Here is a 14,988-nt window from a genome sequence, read left to right on the forward strand (position 1 = left end):
GCCTGTTAAGCCCATTGGCCTGGAAGTTGTTATGGCTAAAGACGGAAAAAAGCCAACCGCCCGAACAAGTCCCCAGTGTGCATTGGGCTTATCTAAGATTAGGAAAACTCGCGGGCTGGAATGACAGCAAACGAAGCGGAATTGTGGGCTGGGAAAGGTTATGGCAAGGATGGTTTAAACTGCAAACCATCCTTGAAGGTTACCAGCTAGCCTTGTCTCTTGAGCAAAAGATGTGATCAAGAGACAGGCCCATGCAGGGCTTTTTATTGTCTTTATCACCTCAATTTATGCACAAGCACAGCATCGAAGCCTTAAATTTAGGCGACGATAGCATTTAAGTTGATTAACAGATAACCAATTGAATCAGTTGCGTGAATTTCCAGCCAAAACACGGGTGACAAGCGTAAGTAAGCTTAGTATACTTCCTCCCGCTTCAGGTAATGACGATTACCTTAAGTCGGCCCCTTAGCTCAGTTGGTTAGAGCACACGACTCATAATCGTTAGGTCCACGGTTCAAGTCCGTGAGGGGCCACCACCCGATTCAACAAAAAAGCCCATTGATTCAATGGGCTTTTTTGTATCTAAAAACTGATCTCCGCTAGTTATCACACAATATCCGTGTATTTACACATTCCCCTCGCTGAACTGTTTTAAATTTTTAGCCTATTCGATGTTATTTAAATATCCATAAAAATAGGCTCTTTGATAAGTGTTAAGCAGCAACACAATCAAAGAGTCTATTTAAAATCAATGAGCTAATTCCACAAATATCTGAGTGCTAGGTTTTTAACTTGCCTAACTGCTCATGTTGCTGCTTCACTAAGCTTGCTAAAACTACACTGCTTTGCTGTGCTTCACCCGCAAGACGTGCAAGTTCAGAAGCCGAATCAGAAATGCCTGTAATATTGCGATTAACCTCTTCAGTCACCGCGCTCTGCTCTTCTGCCGCTGCCGCGATATGGGTAACTTGGCCCGAAATTTCTTCAATCTGACTCACCATTGAGTTCAATGAGTTCAGCGCTTGCTCAGTTTGAGATACGGCCATTTGTGCCCGTTCAGCACCTTTATCTATGATGCCAGAAGCACTTTGAACTTCTTTTTGCAGTGCATCGATAAGAGTACTAATATCATTCGTCGAGCTTTGAGTCTTAGATGCCAGCGCACGGACTTCGTCAGCCACCACAGCAAAACCCCGTCCTTGTTCACCCGCCCTCGCCGCCTCAATCGCCGCATTTAGTGCCAGCAGGTTTGTTTGTGCGGCAATGGAGCTGATCACCTCAAGAATACGACTAATATTCATACTGCTGTCAGCGACTTTACTCACGGCCAGCTTAGCTTCCATTGACTCTTTAGACATAGTCGCCACAAAGCCCATCGCCTTAGTCAGACTTTCTTCACTGTGACGAATGTTGCGTGACATAGCTTCTGTTTCTGCAGCGGTTTGCTCAGACGCCTTAGCAACCTCAAGTGCGGTGGCACTCATTTGGTTTACGGCCGTTACCACACTCTCAATTTCACCATATTGACGATTGACACTATCACGTGTGAGCTGGGCAATTTTCGCTGAAGCTTGGCTTTCTTCCTGAGAACGACTCGCGAGGGTTTTAAGTTCGGCAATCAAGTTTTTCAGTTTATAAATAAAGGAGTTGAAACCTTTTGCTAACGCAATCAACTCTGCATGGGAGTCCACTTCTATCGATTGCGTTAAATCGCCATCAGCGCTTGCCAAGTGTTCTACACGGCCTTGGATCATCTTTAAGGGTGAAATAATGCTACGGATCACTAGGCTAATCGTAATCACAGCAGCAATCGACACGACAACACCGACCATGAGCAACAAACTTCCCAAGGAAGTTGCCATTTCATCCATATCATGATTCAACACAATCGAACTCTTGTACGCCTGTGCAGTCGGCACTTGGATCACTAAGGACCACTCGGCATTCGCTAAAGGGATCTTAATTGGGTAGGCAACAATAATTTCATCATCGTTAACCATGTAACCCGAGTTCTTGTGTAACGAGATGATTTGTGAGGCTATAGCTGGATTTATTGACTCAGCTAAAGGACGAGCCTTTTTGCTGTAATGACTTGCTGCAACCACTAAACCTCGGGTACTCAATAAAGTTACTTTCGCTTGCCCATCGTAGAGGCTCTTAGATAACTTATCGATAAGAGTTTGAAAGACTGGTAAGTTTAAATCAACACCGACCACACCGATAAACTGTTTACGCTTAAGCACAGGCACAGTTAGCGAGGTCATTAATGCTTTGTTACCGGGAGTGATTTCGTATAAATACGGCTCCATTAGACAGGGCTTTAGGGTTTCTTTACCGCATAAATACCATTCTGCATCACGGATCCCAAATTCATTTAGGCTAGTAAGATATTTTTCTGCCGAATCTTCAACCTGTTGATGTGCAACAGTGCCATTATCATCACGGGTATAGTAAACCTCTAGCACACCCGATGTCGTTACACTGTGGCTGGAATTAATATTCAGAAACTCAGTATCGAGCCCATCATAACCATTAGGTTCAAACTGGGCATACATGGAGGAAACTTGCGCATTCTTCTTAAGCACAGCCGCCACAGTGAGTTCTAAACGATCACGCTTTAAGGGAAGTTCTTCTGCCGTACTCTCAACCATACCGGCAAAAGAGTAAGGAATACGATAGGCTTCGTTAATAAATCCAGCGACCATTTCGCCATATTCACCGGCGCGGGCTTCGAGTTTATCCCGCGTTTCAGTTTGTAGGGTATTTTGAACTTGATCCGATAATTGTGCGTTTTGAGTCGACAGTGTCCACCATAAACTGATAGATAAAATAGCCACTATCGATAAAAATAATGCTGATGTAATCCACAACAACTTAGTACTGATGGACAAATGCTTCATCTAGTAAACTCCCAAGAGAACGACAATAGCGTAATTATTTTGATCTACTTTATTTTTATACTTTCTATACAGCATTAAAAATAGCACTTAGGGTAAGAATTACCAGTACTTAAGATAAAGAGTTGTCAATGGAATGTAAAACTTTTGAATGACTAAATTAAAAAAAGGCCAAATTCAAATAAATGAATTCAGCCTTTAATATCAAACACTATTCTTGATTGAGTCTAGGATTAGCGTCCCCACAACCAAGCGGCGCCACGCACTCCCGATGAAGCACCATAATAATTTTTAACAACGGGTGTATGGCACTCTCGGCCAACCACATATAGCGGCAAAATTTTTGGTAATTCGGTGTAAATAGCATCGATGTTAGACACGCCACCGCCAAGGACGATAACATCAGGATCCATCATATTGATCACATGGGCCAATGAACGGGCTAAACGGTCAATAAAGCGGTTAAATGCTTGAGTTGCCAGCGGATCTCCCGCTTGCATCATTTGGGCAATTTCAATACCGCTGTCAGCAACACCGCCCGCAGCGCGAAAGTCGCGAACAAAGCCTGTTCCAGATATAAACGTTTCGATGCAGTCTCTATTACCACAAAAACACGTCGTGGTATTAAATTCATCGGCTTTCATCCACGGTAAAGGATTATGGCCCCACTCACCACCAATACCATTGCCACCGTCATGTACTTGGCCTTTAATTGCGATACCAGCACCACATCCCGTTCCAATAATGGCACCAAATACAACTGACTTTCCTGCGGCAGCGCCATCTACCGCTTCTGATACGGCAAAACAGTTCGCATCATTAGCAATTTTTACTTTACGATTTAATCGAGTCCCCAGATCCACATCAAGTGGATGACCATTGATCCAAGTTGAATTAGCGTTTTTTACTAGGCCAGTAAAAGGAGAAACAACCCCAGGAATACCAATTCCGATAGTGGCGGTTTGCTGCAGGCTGTCTTCGACTTCAGTTACCAGTGCAACCAAAGCATTGACTGTCGCAACATATTCTCTCGGTGTCGGGATGCGTTTACGAAAGACTTCGTTACCATCGCTATCTAATGCGACTACCTCGATTTTTGTGCCACCAAGATCGATACCAATTCGTAACATTCATATACTCCGTTTAAATATATTTAACGCAAAGCGGTGCATTAACAACCTGATGCATATCTGCAACTGTAGAGACGCTGCTAGCTGCTAAGTAGAACTTTTCGTTTTAAAGTGATCTACATTAGAATTTCCAAGCGCACTATGCCTGCTGGACAAACAGCAATCAACCTCAATGTATTTAAATACACCATAGCGCATACCCGCACATGCCATTATCTGCTTATCCGATAGTACTGCGAATGTTCCTTGATTTATCCGCAGCAGAAAAACTTGGATAGAACTGTCCCCGCTTAAATCCACCTTAAAATTGATCAGGTCATTTGTAACAAAGTCTGTTTTTGCCTATGTCTGCCATTGGTTTGAATTGGTTATCGCCTTATACTTTTGAGCTCAAATATTAAAACAACAATGTTGGAAGCAAGCGATATGACTATTGGGACTGCTCCGGTAAGTAAAACACATTCATTTATGACTGTGTCTCTTATCGAATTATGGGAACGCTTTGGTTATTACGGCATGCAAGCGCTGATTGTGTACTTTATGGTGCAGCGCCTTGGCTTTGATGACTCACGTGCAAACTTAGTATGGAGTGCCTGTGCGGCACTTATTTATGTATCACCGGCAATTGGTGGCTGGGTTGGGGATAAAATCCTCGGCACCAAACGCACTATGCTACTCGGTGCGGGGATCCTCTCTCTGGGTTATGCGCTAATGGCCGTACCCACTGAAAATACGTGGTTTATGTTTTCAGCGCTCGGCGTGATTGTGGTCGGTAACGGCCTATTCAAGCCGAATGCGGGTAACTTAGTCCGTAAAATCTATGAAGGTGACGATTCTAAAATCGACAGTGCTTTTACCATCTATTACATGGCGGTAAACGTGGGTTCGACCTTCTCTATGTTGCTCACGCCTTGGATTAAAGATTACGTTAACGCCCAGTATGGTAACGAATTTGGCTGGCACGCAGCCTTTGCCGTGTGCTGTGTCGGTATATTGGTGGGGTTAGGTAACTATGCACTCATGCGTAAGAGTCTAGTCCATTACGGTTCTGAGCCAGACACTCGCCCAGTGAACAAGAAAAACCTCGCGATTGTATTGGGTCTATCCGCATTGTCGGTTGTCGCTTCAGCGATTATTCTTGAATACGAAGCTGTTGCGCGCGTCTTCGTTTATGCAGCAGGCGTAGCCGTATTGGCAATCTTCTTCCACTTGATCCGCACCAGCGAAACCAGTGAAAGAGCTGGACTGATTGCAGCACTGATCCTTACCGTGCAAACCGTGTTCTTCTTTATTTTCTATCAACAAATGTCAACGTCACTCGCGCTGTTTGCCCTGCGTAACGTGGATTGGGATTTTCAAGTTTTTGGTACCCACTTGTGGACTTGGTCACCTGCCCAGTTCCAAGCATTAAATCCATTATGGATTATGGTATTAAGTCCAGTACTCGCATGGAGCTATTCGTGGGCTGGACGCAATGATAAAGACTTTTCTATCGCGGCGAAGTTTGCCCTCGGTTTTGCCGTTGTAGCTATTGGCTTCTTTATCTATGGCTTTGCAGGCCAATTTGCCGTCAATGGTAAAACCTCTTCATGGATCATGATCTGGGGCTATGCCTCTTACTCTTTAGGGGAATTGCTGGTGAGTGGTCTTGGACTTGCCATGATTGCTCGCTACGTACCTGCACGCATGGGCGGCTTTATGATGGGTGCCTATTTCGTCGCATCAGGTATTTCCCAGTATTTGGGCGGTGTGGTTGCTAACTTCGCCAGTGTACCAAAAGATTTACTCGACCCACTGCAAACCTTACCCGTATACACAAGTCTGTTTAATAAATTGGGTATAGCCGCTGTGGTCTGTACCTTTATCGCACTTGCGGTATTACCTCTGATGCGTCGCCTGACTGAGACTCACCATTCACATAACAATGCTGCTGATCATGATATTAATGAAAGTGCTGCAGCATCGCTAAGAGATGTGAAAGCCGAGCAATAATGCGCGACTGACAATAGCAATTTATCTATTGCATAACATTTACTGCCGGTAGCCCTGCTATCGGCAGTTTTTTATCACTTCATTCAACATCGTTTATACCCTTATATTGCTACTCATAACCAAATGAGCTGTAGCAAACATCACCCAATCCCGCAGTAACTGGCCTAACGCTGAGTTGCTGAGAATAAGATCTTCAGTCCCACATTATCGGCCCTCACACGCGGATGACTTCAGCCCCTCGATTTGTTACAAAGCGAGTACACACTCAGTTGCATGGAGCTGCTCAAGTGCAAACTCAAATTGACATGACTAATGAAATAACGAAGGGTAAAGAGTTAGCCGTTCAAGCTTGAGAAGCCGTGTCGTTAACCCCATATCAATAACACTGAATACCTTTTATTCATCAAGACTGAGCCGTTAACGCTTTTTCTTAGCAATGAGCCTAGCAATGCAACAAACAATACGCCTAACACAGTTAGCGCCTCTTGTTGTCGCTAGCAAAAACGGCAGTCACTTGGAGACACTATGTCACAACAGACATCAATATTGGCCGATATTCCCTTCTCGCTATTGGAACTCGCGCCCATGCGCCAAGGCTCAACCGTGGGTGAAACGCTGCACAGCAGTTTGCAGTATGCCAAGGAAGCCGACAGATTCGGCTTCAATCGTTTTTGGTTTGCCGAACACCATAATATGCCCGGCATCGCCAGCGCGGCGACCTCGGTATTAATTGGCTATATTGCTGGCAATACTCAGCGTATTCGCGTCGGCGCGGGTGGGATTATGCTGCCAAACCATGCGCCTTTAGTGGTCGCCGAACAGTTCGGTACCCTTGAAAGCTTATATCCTGGTCGAATCGATTTAGGACTGGGCCGCGCGCCCGGCAGCGATCAAATAACCAGTCGAGCACTGAACCGTGATACCAGTCGCGCCGAACAATTCCCCGAAGAAGTCAGTGAATTACAAACTCTACTTGGCCCTTACAATGGTCGCCATGCAGTGCGAGCGATTCCCGGAGAAGGCACTAATGTGCCGATTTGGTTATTGGGCTCGAGTCTCTTTAGCGCACAGTTAGCGGCGCAGCGCGGTTTACCCTATGTGTTTGCGGGCCACTTTGCACCACGCTTTCTCTACGATGCGATTGAAATCTATCGCCGCGACTTTAAACCTTCTCAAGTGCTTGATAAGCCGTATGTGATGCTTGGCTTACCGTTAGTTGCCGCCGACACTGATGAAGAAGCGCAATTTCTGGGCACGACCTCAAAACAGCGCGTGCTGGCACTTATCCGTGGTCACGAGTTATGGCTAAAGCCACCAGTTGATACTATGGATGGCTTGTGGAGTGCGCAAGAAGAAACCTATGTCGATAATTTCTTAGGTTTATCCGTTACTGGTGGCCCAGCGACGATTAAGCATCGTTTGGAAATGATCGTCAAAGAACTCGGCGTGAATGAGTTTATCTTCACCAATGACTTGTATGATCTTGATAAACGCAAAAAAGCATTACAGATCCTAATGGATATTAAAAAGTAGTGATTCATTTAACTGAGGAGTGCTGAAAGTCACTGGCAGTAAAAACAGCCAACTCCAAAACAATCGCCCCAATAAAAATCCCGCCGAAGCGGGATTTTCATTATGTAAAACTGTCATCTAAAACAGCTTTATATCAAAGCAATATTAGCTTTTCAGTACGGCATTGAAGCTGGCTTTAAGAATACCAAGGCCTGCATCAATTTGTGCATCCGGCGCCGTTAATGGCACCAAAATGCGCAGCACATTACCGTAAGTACCGCAGGATAATAAAATCAATCCACGGTCACGGGCATCGCTCAACACTTGCGCGCAATAGTGCGGTGCAGGTTTGCCATCTTCCATCAATTCAATGGCGATCATCGCGCCTAAACCACGCACATCGGCGATTTGTGCATGTTCAACTTGCATCACATTCAATGCAGACTTAATGCGCTCACCTATGCTATTGGCGCGGTCTAACAGCTTTTCTTCTTCAAACACTTCAATAACAGCAAGCGCTGCGGCGCACGCTAACGGGCTGCCACCATACGTACCGCCAAGACCACCCGGACCAATCGCATCCATCACTTGCGCGCGGCCAGTAATGCCAGAAAGTGGGAAACCACCCGCGATAGATTTAGCAAAAGTCGTGATATCCGCAGCCACACCCATTTGTTCCATAGCGAAGAAAGTGCCAGTACGGCCTGCGCCCGTTTGCACTTCATCGGCGATCAGCATAATGCCTTCACGGTCGCACAGTGCGCGCAGGCGCTGCATAAAGGCGGGTGATGCGGCGTAGAAACCGCCCTCGCCCTGCACTGGCTCTAAAATAATGGCGGCGATATCACTTGGCTCGGCATCATTTTTAAAGATACGTTCAATCGAGGCCATAGCATCGTCATCGGACACGCCGTGCAGCTCGCAGGGGAACTCAGCGCGGAACACATTCGCCGACATCAGCCCCATACCTTTACTGTAAGGCGCGACTTTTCCGGTCAATGCCAAGGCCGCGATAGTGCGACCATGGTAGCCAGACGTAAACGCAATCACGCCAGCACGTTTGGTATAGGCTCGCGCCACTTTAACTGCATTTTCAACCGCTTCTGAGCCACTGGTAAATAATGCCGTCTTCTTAGCAAAATCCCCTGGCACCAATTGATTAAGCTTTTCACACACTTGGATATAGCTCTCGTAACCGAGCACCATAAAACAAGTGTGGGAGAAATTATCCAGCTGAGCTGCAACCGCCGCCTTCACTTTAGGGTGAAGATGACCGGTATTAAGCACGGCAATGCCGCCCGCAAAGTCAATAAACTCGCGACCTTCAACGTCCCACACAGTCGCATTTTCGGCGCGAGCGGTAAAAATAGGGTGAATTTGCCCGACACCACCCGCAACTGCGGCTTGGCGACGTGCCATCAATGAATCATTGGTTGTTGTCATTTAGTGTTCCTCACACGCCAAATCGGACCGTATTAAACGGACATGCAGATATACTTCATTTCTAAATATTCTTCGATGCCGAACTTAGAACCTTCACGGCCAAGCCCTGAAGATTTCATCCCACCAAAGGGAGCCACTTCCGTCGAAATCAAGCCAGTGTTGACCCCAACCATGCCGTATTCCAAGGCTTCGGCGACTTTCCACACCAGTGAAATATCGCGACCATAGAAATAAGCGGCGAGGCCAAATTCCGTATCGTTAGCTTGTTTAATCACATCGTCGACATCACTGAATTTAAACAGCGGCGCAAGTGGACCAAAGGTCTCTTCACGGGCGACAAGCATGCTTTTATCGACATTAGTGAGCACGGTTGGCTCGAAGAAATTACCGCCAAGGTCATGGACTTTGCCGCCAGCGACCACTGATGCGCCTTTGGCAATGGCATCGACAAGGTGACTTTGCACTTTTTCGACTGCGGCAGCATTGATCAGCGGGCCCGTTGTGACGCCCTCCTTGATGCCCTCTCCGACTTTGAGCTTGCCCACAGCAGTGCTGAGTTTTAGGGCGAATTCATCGTATACGCCATCTTGCACATATATACGGTTAGCGCAGACGCAGGTTTGGCCGGCATTACGGTACTTAGCGATCATGGCGCCTTCGACAGCGGCATCGATATTGGCATCGTTAAACACGATAAATGGCGCATTACCGCCTAATTCTAAAGATAATTTTTTAAGAGTTGGCGCACATTGCTCCATCAGCTTAATGCCGACATTGGTCGAGCCAGTGAACGACAGCTTACGCACTATCGGGTTGCTGCACATTTCATTACCAATCGCGACGGCATCGCCTGTGACCACACTGAACACCCCTGCCGGAATGCCCGCACGCTCGGCAAGTTCGGCCAAGGCTAATGCGGTAAACGGCGTTTGCGGAGCAGGCTTAACCACCATAGTACAACCCGCAGCGAGAGCCGGAGCCGCTTTGCGAGTGATCATCGCCGCAGGGAAGTTCCACGGCGTAATCGCCGCCGTTACGCCAACGGGCTGCTTAATCACCATCAAGCGTTTATCCCCTTGATGCCCGGGAATGGTATCGCCATAGATACGTTTCGCTTCTTCGGCAAACCACTCGATAAACGAGGCCGCGTAGGTCACTTCACCCTTGGCTTCCGCCAGCGGTTTGCCCTGTTCTGTGGTCATCAATAACGCGAGGTCATCACTGTTTTCATTAAGTAACTCAAACCAGCGTCTTAATTTAGCGCCGCGCTCTTTGGCTGTGAGCGCTCGCCAAGCTGGCAGCGCCGCTTCCGCCGCTTTAATCGCAGCTTGGGTTTCGACTTGCCCCATTACAGGGACGCTTGCAATCACAGCGCCCGTAGCAGGATTGGCGATGGCGACAGTCTCTTTCGACTCGGCATCACACCACTGCCCGTTGATATAACATTGTTGACGCAGCAAACTCGGATCTTTTAGCAACACAAGGACGTCCTCGCATTAGTGAGGCAATCACTTGCCTCGAATGAAAATAAATGAAACATACTAGATACCTAATTTGTCTCTCAAAGTGTAATACCAAGCTCCGATAGCACTAAAAGGGACGCGAAGTGCGTGACCACCGGGGAAGGGATAATGTGGCAATGCAGCAAAGGCATCGAAGCGCGTGGCTTGGCCATTAAGCATTTCGGCCAGTAACTTGCCCGCCAGATGGGTATAAGTGACACCGTGGCCACTGCAACCCTGTGAATAATAGATGTTCTTACCGATACGACCGACCTGTGGCAGGCGCGACAGCGTCAGTAGGAAGTTACCTGTCCAGGCATAATCAATCTTCACATCTTTTAATTGCGGAAAGGTTTTGAGCATGTTCGGAATAATGATCGACTTGATATCCGCCGGATCACGGGCACCATACACTACGCCGCCGCCGTAAATCATCCGCTTGTCGCCAGACAGGCGGAAATAATCGAGCAAATAGTTACAGTCTTCGACGCAGTAATCCTGCGGTAATAAGCTCGCCGCTAGATCGTCACTCAAGGGCTCAGTGGTTATCACTTGCGTGCCGCAGGGCATAGATTTCGCCTGCAGTTCTGGTAATAACTTGCCTAAATAAGCATTACCCGCCACGACCACAAACTTGGCTTTAACACTGCCCTGCGCCGTATGCACAACTGGGCTATCGCCTTCATCGACACTCAGCACTGCAGAGTCTTCATAAATCTTGCCACCGAGGGATTCGACCGCGCGCGCTTCGCCAAGAGCTAAGTTAAGCGGGTGAATATGGCCGCCGCTTTTATCAAGCAGACCACCGACATAGCGCTCAGTATTTACTACACCGCGAATACCTTTGGCATCGAGGAGCTCAAGCTGATTAACATGACCGTGGCTTTCCCACAGTTGCTTTTGATGGCGCAGATGACCCATTTGCTTTTCGTTCATCGCGGCAAACACGCCGCCATCTTTTAGATCGCATTGAATGTTGTACTTAGCAATCCGATCGCGGATGATTTTTCCGCCCTCAAAGGCCATTTGGCCAAAGAGTTTACCTTGTTCTTTGCCGACTGTTTTTTCAATAGTATCAATGTCACGGCTAAAACTATTGACGATTTGTCCGCCATTACGGCCCGAGGCGCCCCAGCCAATGCGAGCGGCTTCTAACACCACCACACTAAAGCCAGATTCTAATAAATGTAGCGCAGCAGAAAGGCCCGTATAACCCGCGCCAATCACACAAACATCGGCTTCAATCGATTCCTCTAGGCGCGGACGTTCAACCTTATCGTTGGCCGATGCCGCATAATATGATCCAGCGTGAGCTATGGCAGACATGTTGTTCCCTTGAATTCTAATGTTCATTATTTTAAACAGCCATCACATCCTACACCTTCAGAAAACGAAACACTAGCCAGAAAAGTGCAATAATTTACATTTTGTTTGATATTTCAAACACGCAATATTCTTAAGCGCAGCGATGTCATGCTAATGGTGTCGAGTCGCAGAACTGGCCTGCAAAGCGAAGCGGTGATGGGAGTGGTGACACTTAACAAGGGTGGCTTTGGCGATACCAAAGCCACCCCAAGATTAAGCTAACTAGTTCATCGGTGTGCGGTCGCGTTTCTCTGCCCGTCTTGCCATATACCAAGAAAGGAAAGCGATGAGTGAAACACACAGTATGATCAGCGTCGCTAAGGCATTGATCTTAGGAGAAACTCCTAAACGTACCGAAGAGAACACCACCATAGGCAGGGTCGTTGCACCAGGACCTGAGGCAAAGCTTGCGATCACTAAATCGTCTAAGGACAAACTGAATGACAACAACCAACCCGCCACCAGCGCCGGCGAAATCATAGGCACAGTGATCAAGAAGAAAGTCTTGAGCGGTGTTGCCCCTAAGTCCATTGCCGCCTCTTCGATTGACATATCAAGCTCGCGCAATCTTGAAGACACCACCACAGCCACATAGGCAGCACAAAATGTTGAGTGTGCAATCCACACTGTCATCATGCCACGCTCCCTAGGCCAGCCCAACAAATCTGCCATGTGCACAAACAGTAAAAGCAAAGACAGACCAGTGATCACTTCAGGCATTACCAGCGGTGCAGTAATCATGTTCGACAGGGTCAGTTTTGCCCATGAACGCTTAAAGCGTGTCATCACAAAGGCTGCCATAGTACCGATAATGACCGCCATAGTTGAGCTATAAAACGCTATCCGCAGGCTGGTCCATACGGCATCTAAAATCTGTTGATCTTGAAATAATTCACCATACCATTTAGGGGAAAATCCTCCCCATACCGTCACTAATTTAGAGTCGTTAAAGGAATAAATCACCAGCACTAACATAGGTGCATACAAGAAAAACAAGCCAAACCAGAGCATCACTGAAGAAAAGCTTAATTTTTTCATAGGTCTTTCTCCAAACTACGCGCCTGATAGCGATGGAATAAAGTGATCGGAATAATCAATAGACCCAACATCACAATCGCCAGTGACGAAGCCACAGGCCAGTCGCGGTTATTGAAAAATTCTTGCCATAACACTCGACCTATCATTAAGGAATCGGGACCGCCGAGTAGCTCAGGGATCACAAACTCACCCACGGCAGGAATAAACACCAACATAGAACCAGCAATCACACCACTTTTTGATAGCGGGAAGGTGATTTTCCAGAAGGTATTCAAACGGCTTGAACCTAAGTCAGACGCAGCTTCAATCAAACTCATATCAAGTTTCACTAAGGTGGCGTACAAGGGCAGAATCATAAAGGGTAAATACGCATAGATGATGCCGATATACACGGCAATATTGGTATTGAGGATCTGTAACGGCTCAGAAATAATCCCCAACCACATCAGTGAATTGTTGATGATCCCTGTGTTACTTAAGATCCCCATCCAAGCGTAAACACGGATTAAAAATGAGGTCCAAGAAGGCAACATAACTAACAGCAGCAGCACGGTTTGCAACCGCGCAGGGGCACGGGCAATGGCATAGGCCATTGGGTAGCCAATAATCAAGCAGCCCAAGGTCGAAATTAACGCCATTTTCAATGAGCTGAGATAAGCCATGTAATATAGCGAATCATCGAGCAACATCAAATAGTTACCCAAATGCAGGAAGATATTTAATACATCGTCAGCATATTGGAATGTTGCTTCATAGGGCGGAATAGCAATCGCCGCCGTCGAAAAACTCAGTTTAAGGACAATCGCAAACGGTAGGGCAAAAAACAACAGCAGCCAAGCGTAGGGAATACCTATGGTCCAGAAGCGGCCCTTAAGCCACTTTAATTTAATGGGTTTCTTCATGATCTCAACACCACGCCACTGGTGTCCTCCCAACTAATGAACACTTCGTCATCCCATGTGGCATGATCAGCTCGGCGTTCACGATTAGTCATACTGCACTGTACGATTTGACCATTCTCTAAACGAATGTAATAGACTGAAATACCGCCTAAATACGCGATATCATGCACGATTCCTTTCGCCCAGTTGTACTGACCTTCGGGCTGTTCACGGCTAATAATGGTCTTTTCGGGACGCACTGCTAGCCAAACATTCTTATCTTCAACGTTAGTCGTGACGCCATAACCGACATAAAAAGGTTGGGCCAAATCATTAGACTTAATGATCAGATGGTCGACTTCATCCACTTCAATCGCGCCACCAAACAAATTCACAGTACCGATAAACTCAGCAATCATGCGGCTGTTCGGGCTTTCGTAAATATCCATTGGCGAGCCAGTTTGAGCAATCCAGCCATCACTCATGATCGAAATTCGACCTGCCATTGTCATGGCTTCTTCCTGATCGTGGGTCACCATCACGCAGGTCACGCCGACACGCTCAAGGATTTCAACCACTTCTAGCTGCATTTGGGTACGCAATTTTTTATCCAATGCGCCCATAGGCTCATCGAGCAGTAATAATTTAGGTCGTTTCGCCAGTGAACGGGCCAGTGCAACACGCTGGCGCTGACCACCGGATAACTGATGCGGTTTACGCTTACCGTATTGCTCCATATGCACGAGTTTCAGCATATCTTGCACACGCTGTTCAATTTCGGCTTTAGGCAGCTTGTCTTGCTTCAAACCAAATGCAATGTTTTGTGCCACTGTCATGTGGGGAAACAAAGCATAGGATTGAAACATCATATTGATGGGACGTTCGTATGGCGGTAAATCGGTGATATCTTCCCCATCAAGGAAAATACGGCCAGAGGTGGGCTTTTCAAAACCCGCCAACATGCGCAGTAGTGTTGACTTACCCGAACCTGACCCGCCAAGTAAGGCAAAAATTTCGCCTTTATTGATAGTTAATGACACATCGTCGACAGCCCGCACGTCATCGAATAATTTGCTTACTCGCTCAATCTTGAGCAGTACTTTTTCTTGCGTCTTTGTTGTCGGTTTATTGGTGACGCTCGAGGTGATTGCCATAGTACTTCTCCACCCGAAAATGAGGCGTAGATACGCTCAAACTCTAGGTTCAACACGATTAATGAATGAAAAGT

11 protein-coding genes, 1 tRNA gene and 1 pseudogene are annotated in these 14,988 nt (G+C 46.9%); 5 read left to right on the plus strand and 8 right to left on the minus strand.

Going from position 1 to position 14,988, the window contains the following annotated elements:
• Positions 1 to 236 (plus strand): annotated as a pseudogene (locus L5M18_RS05565) (IS4 family transposase); the annotation flags it as partial.
• Positions 237 to 459: 223 nt separating this feature from the next.
• A tRNA-Ile gene (locus tag L5M18_RS05570) sits at positions 460 to 536 on the plus strand.
• 243 nt (positions 537 to 779) lie between these two features.
• Here L5M18_RS05570 and L5M18_RS05575 read toward each other — a convergent pair.
• Positions 780 to 2,900, minus strand: a complete 2,121-nt coding sequence (locus tag L5M18_RS05575) for a methyl-accepting chemotaxis protein (protein ID WP_263196175.1) — start codon at positions 2,898 to 2,900, stop codon at positions 780 to 782.
• Positions 2,901 to 3,130: 230 nt separating this feature from the next.
• Positions 3,131 to 4,027: a fructokinase gene (gene mak / locus L5M18_RS05580; RefSeq protein WP_028760873.1), complete on the minus strand. Its 897-nt coding sequence runs from the start codon at positions 4,025 to 4,027 to the stop codon at positions 3,131 to 3,133.
• Between the two features lie 426 nt (positions 4,028 to 4,453).
• Here mak and L5M18_RS05585 point away from each other — a divergent pair, with 426 nt between their 5' ends.
• Both L5M18_RS05585 and L5M18_RS05590 read left to right on the plus strand, forming a co-directional pair.
• Positions 4,454 to 6,019, plus strand: coding sequence for a peptide MFS transporter (locus tag L5M18_RS05585; protein ID WP_263196176.1), 1,566 nt, complete (start codon positions 4,454 to 4,456; stop codon positions 6,017 to 6,019).
• A gap of 525 nt (positions 6,020 to 6,544) precedes the next feature.
• Positions 6,545 to 7,552 (plus strand): LLM class flavin-dependent oxidoreductase, encoded by a 1,008-nt coding sequence (locus L5M18_RS05590; protein ID WP_263196177.1) that lies wholly within the window; start codon positions 6,545 to 6,547, stop codon positions 7,550 to 7,552.
• A gap of 144 nt (positions 7,553 to 7,696) precedes the next feature.
• Here L5M18_RS05590 and gabT read toward each other — a convergent pair whose 3' ends face one another.
• From gabT to L5M18_RS05605, 3 genes are read right to left on the minus strand one after another with little or no spacing between them, the layout of a single operon-like run.
• Complete coding sequence (gabT, locus tag L5M18_RS05595; protein WP_263196178.1) at positions 7,697 to 8,974, minus strand: 4-aminobutyrate--2-oxoglutarate transaminase; 1,278 nt, start codon at positions 8,972 to 8,974, stop codon at positions 7,697 to 7,699.
• Positions 8,975 to 9,006: 32 nt separating this feature from the next.
• A complete protein-coding gene (gene gabD, locus L5M18_RS05600; RefSeq protein WP_220777569.1) occupies positions 9,007 to 10,455 on the minus strand; it encodes an NADP-dependent succinate-semialdehyde dehydrogenase in 1,449 nt (482 codons plus the stop codon).
• A 60-nt stretch (positions 10,456 to 10,515) separates the two neighbouring features.
• The gene (locus tag L5M18_RS05605) at positions 10,516 to 11,802 is read right to left on the minus strand and encodes an NAD(P)/FAD-dependent oxidoreductase (protein ID WP_261273644.1); all 1,287 of its coding nucleotides are present in this window, start codon (positions 11,800 to 11,802) and stop codon (positions 10,516 to 10,518) included.
• 105 nt (positions 11,803 to 11,907) lie between these two features.
• Between L5M18_RS05605 and L5M18_RS05610 the strand changes: the two genes are divergently transcribed.
• On the plus strand, positions 11,908 to 12,063 hold the full coding sequence (locus tag L5M18_RS05610) for a hypothetical protein (protein WP_263196179.1): 156 nt from the start codon (positions 11,908 to 11,910) through the stop codon (positions 12,061 to 12,063).
• On the opposite strand, the gene L5M18_RS05615 is transcribed toward L5M18_RS05610, so the two are convergent.
• The 3 genes from L5M18_RS05615 to potA are packed head-to-tail and all read right to left on the minus strand — an operon-like array spanning position 12,064 to position 14,914.
• Positions 12,064 to 12,879, minus strand: a complete 816-nt coding sequence (locus tag L5M18_RS05615; RefSeq protein WP_105249905.1) for an ABC transporter permease subunit — start codon at positions 12,877 to 12,879, stop codon at positions 12,064 to 12,066.
• Positions 12,876 to 13,781, minus strand: a complete 906-nt coding sequence (locus L5M18_RS05620; RefSeq protein ID WP_028760880.1) for an ABC transporter permease subunit — start codon at positions 13,779 to 13,781, stop codon at positions 12,876 to 12,878. Before L5M18_RS05620 ends, L5M18_RS05615 begins: the two co-directional genes overlap by 4 nt.
• A complete protein-coding gene (potA, locus tag L5M18_RS05625; RefSeq protein WP_028760881.1) occupies positions 13,778 to 14,914 on the minus strand; it encodes a polyamine ABC transporter ATP-binding protein in 1,137 nt (378 codons plus the stop codon). Before potA ends, L5M18_RS05620 begins: the two co-directional genes overlap by 4 nt.
• Between the last annotated feature and the right edge of the window lie 74 nt (positions 14,915 to 14,988).

Source organism: Shewanella sp. SM20, from assembly GCF_025654545.1.
In the GTDB taxonomy this organism is placed as follows: domain Bacteria; phylum Pseudomonadota; class Gammaproteobacteria; order Enterobacterales; family Shewanellaceae; genus Shewanella; species Shewanella oncorhynchi.

What these genes read in the sequence shown, in the direction of transcription:
- mak (WP_028760873.1), bottom strand. Translation starts at nt 4,027, where the DNA reads ATGTTACGAATTGGTATCGATCTTGGTGGCACAAAAATCGAGGTAGTC.
- L5M18_RS05605 (WP_261273644.1), bottom strand. Translation starts at nt 11,802, where the DNA reads ATGTCTGCCATAGCTCACGCTGGATCATATTATGCGGCATCGGCCAAC.
- L5M18_RS05620 (WP_028760880.1), bottom strand. Translation starts at nt 13,781, where the DNA reads ATGAAGAAACCCATTAAATTAAAGTGGCTTAAGGGCCGCTTCTGGACC.
- L5M18_RS05615 (WP_105249905.1), bottom strand. Translation starts at nt 12,879, where the DNA reads ATGAAAAAATTAAGCTTTTCTTCAGTGATGCTCTGGTTTGGCTTGTTT.
- L5M18_RS05585 (WP_263196176.1), top strand. Translation starts at nt 4,454, where the DNA reads ATGACTATTGGGACTGCTCCGGTAAGTAAAACACATTCATTTATGACT.
- L5M18_RS05575 (WP_263196175.1), bottom strand. Translation starts at nt 2,900, where the DNA reads ATGAAGCATTTGTCCATCAGTACTAAGTTGTTGTGGATTACATCAGCA.
- gabT (WP_263196178.1), bottom strand. Translation starts at nt 8,974, where the DNA reads ATGACAACAACCAATGATTCATTGATGGCACGTCGCCAAGCCGCAGTT.
- potA (WP_028760881.1), bottom strand. Translation starts at nt 14,914, where the DNA reads ATGGCAATCACCTCGAGCGTCACCAATAAACCGACAACAAAGACGCAA.
- L5M18_RS05590 (WP_263196177.1), top strand. Translation starts at nt 6,545, where the DNA reads ATGTCACAACAGACATCAATATTGGCCGATATTCCCTTCTCGCTATTG.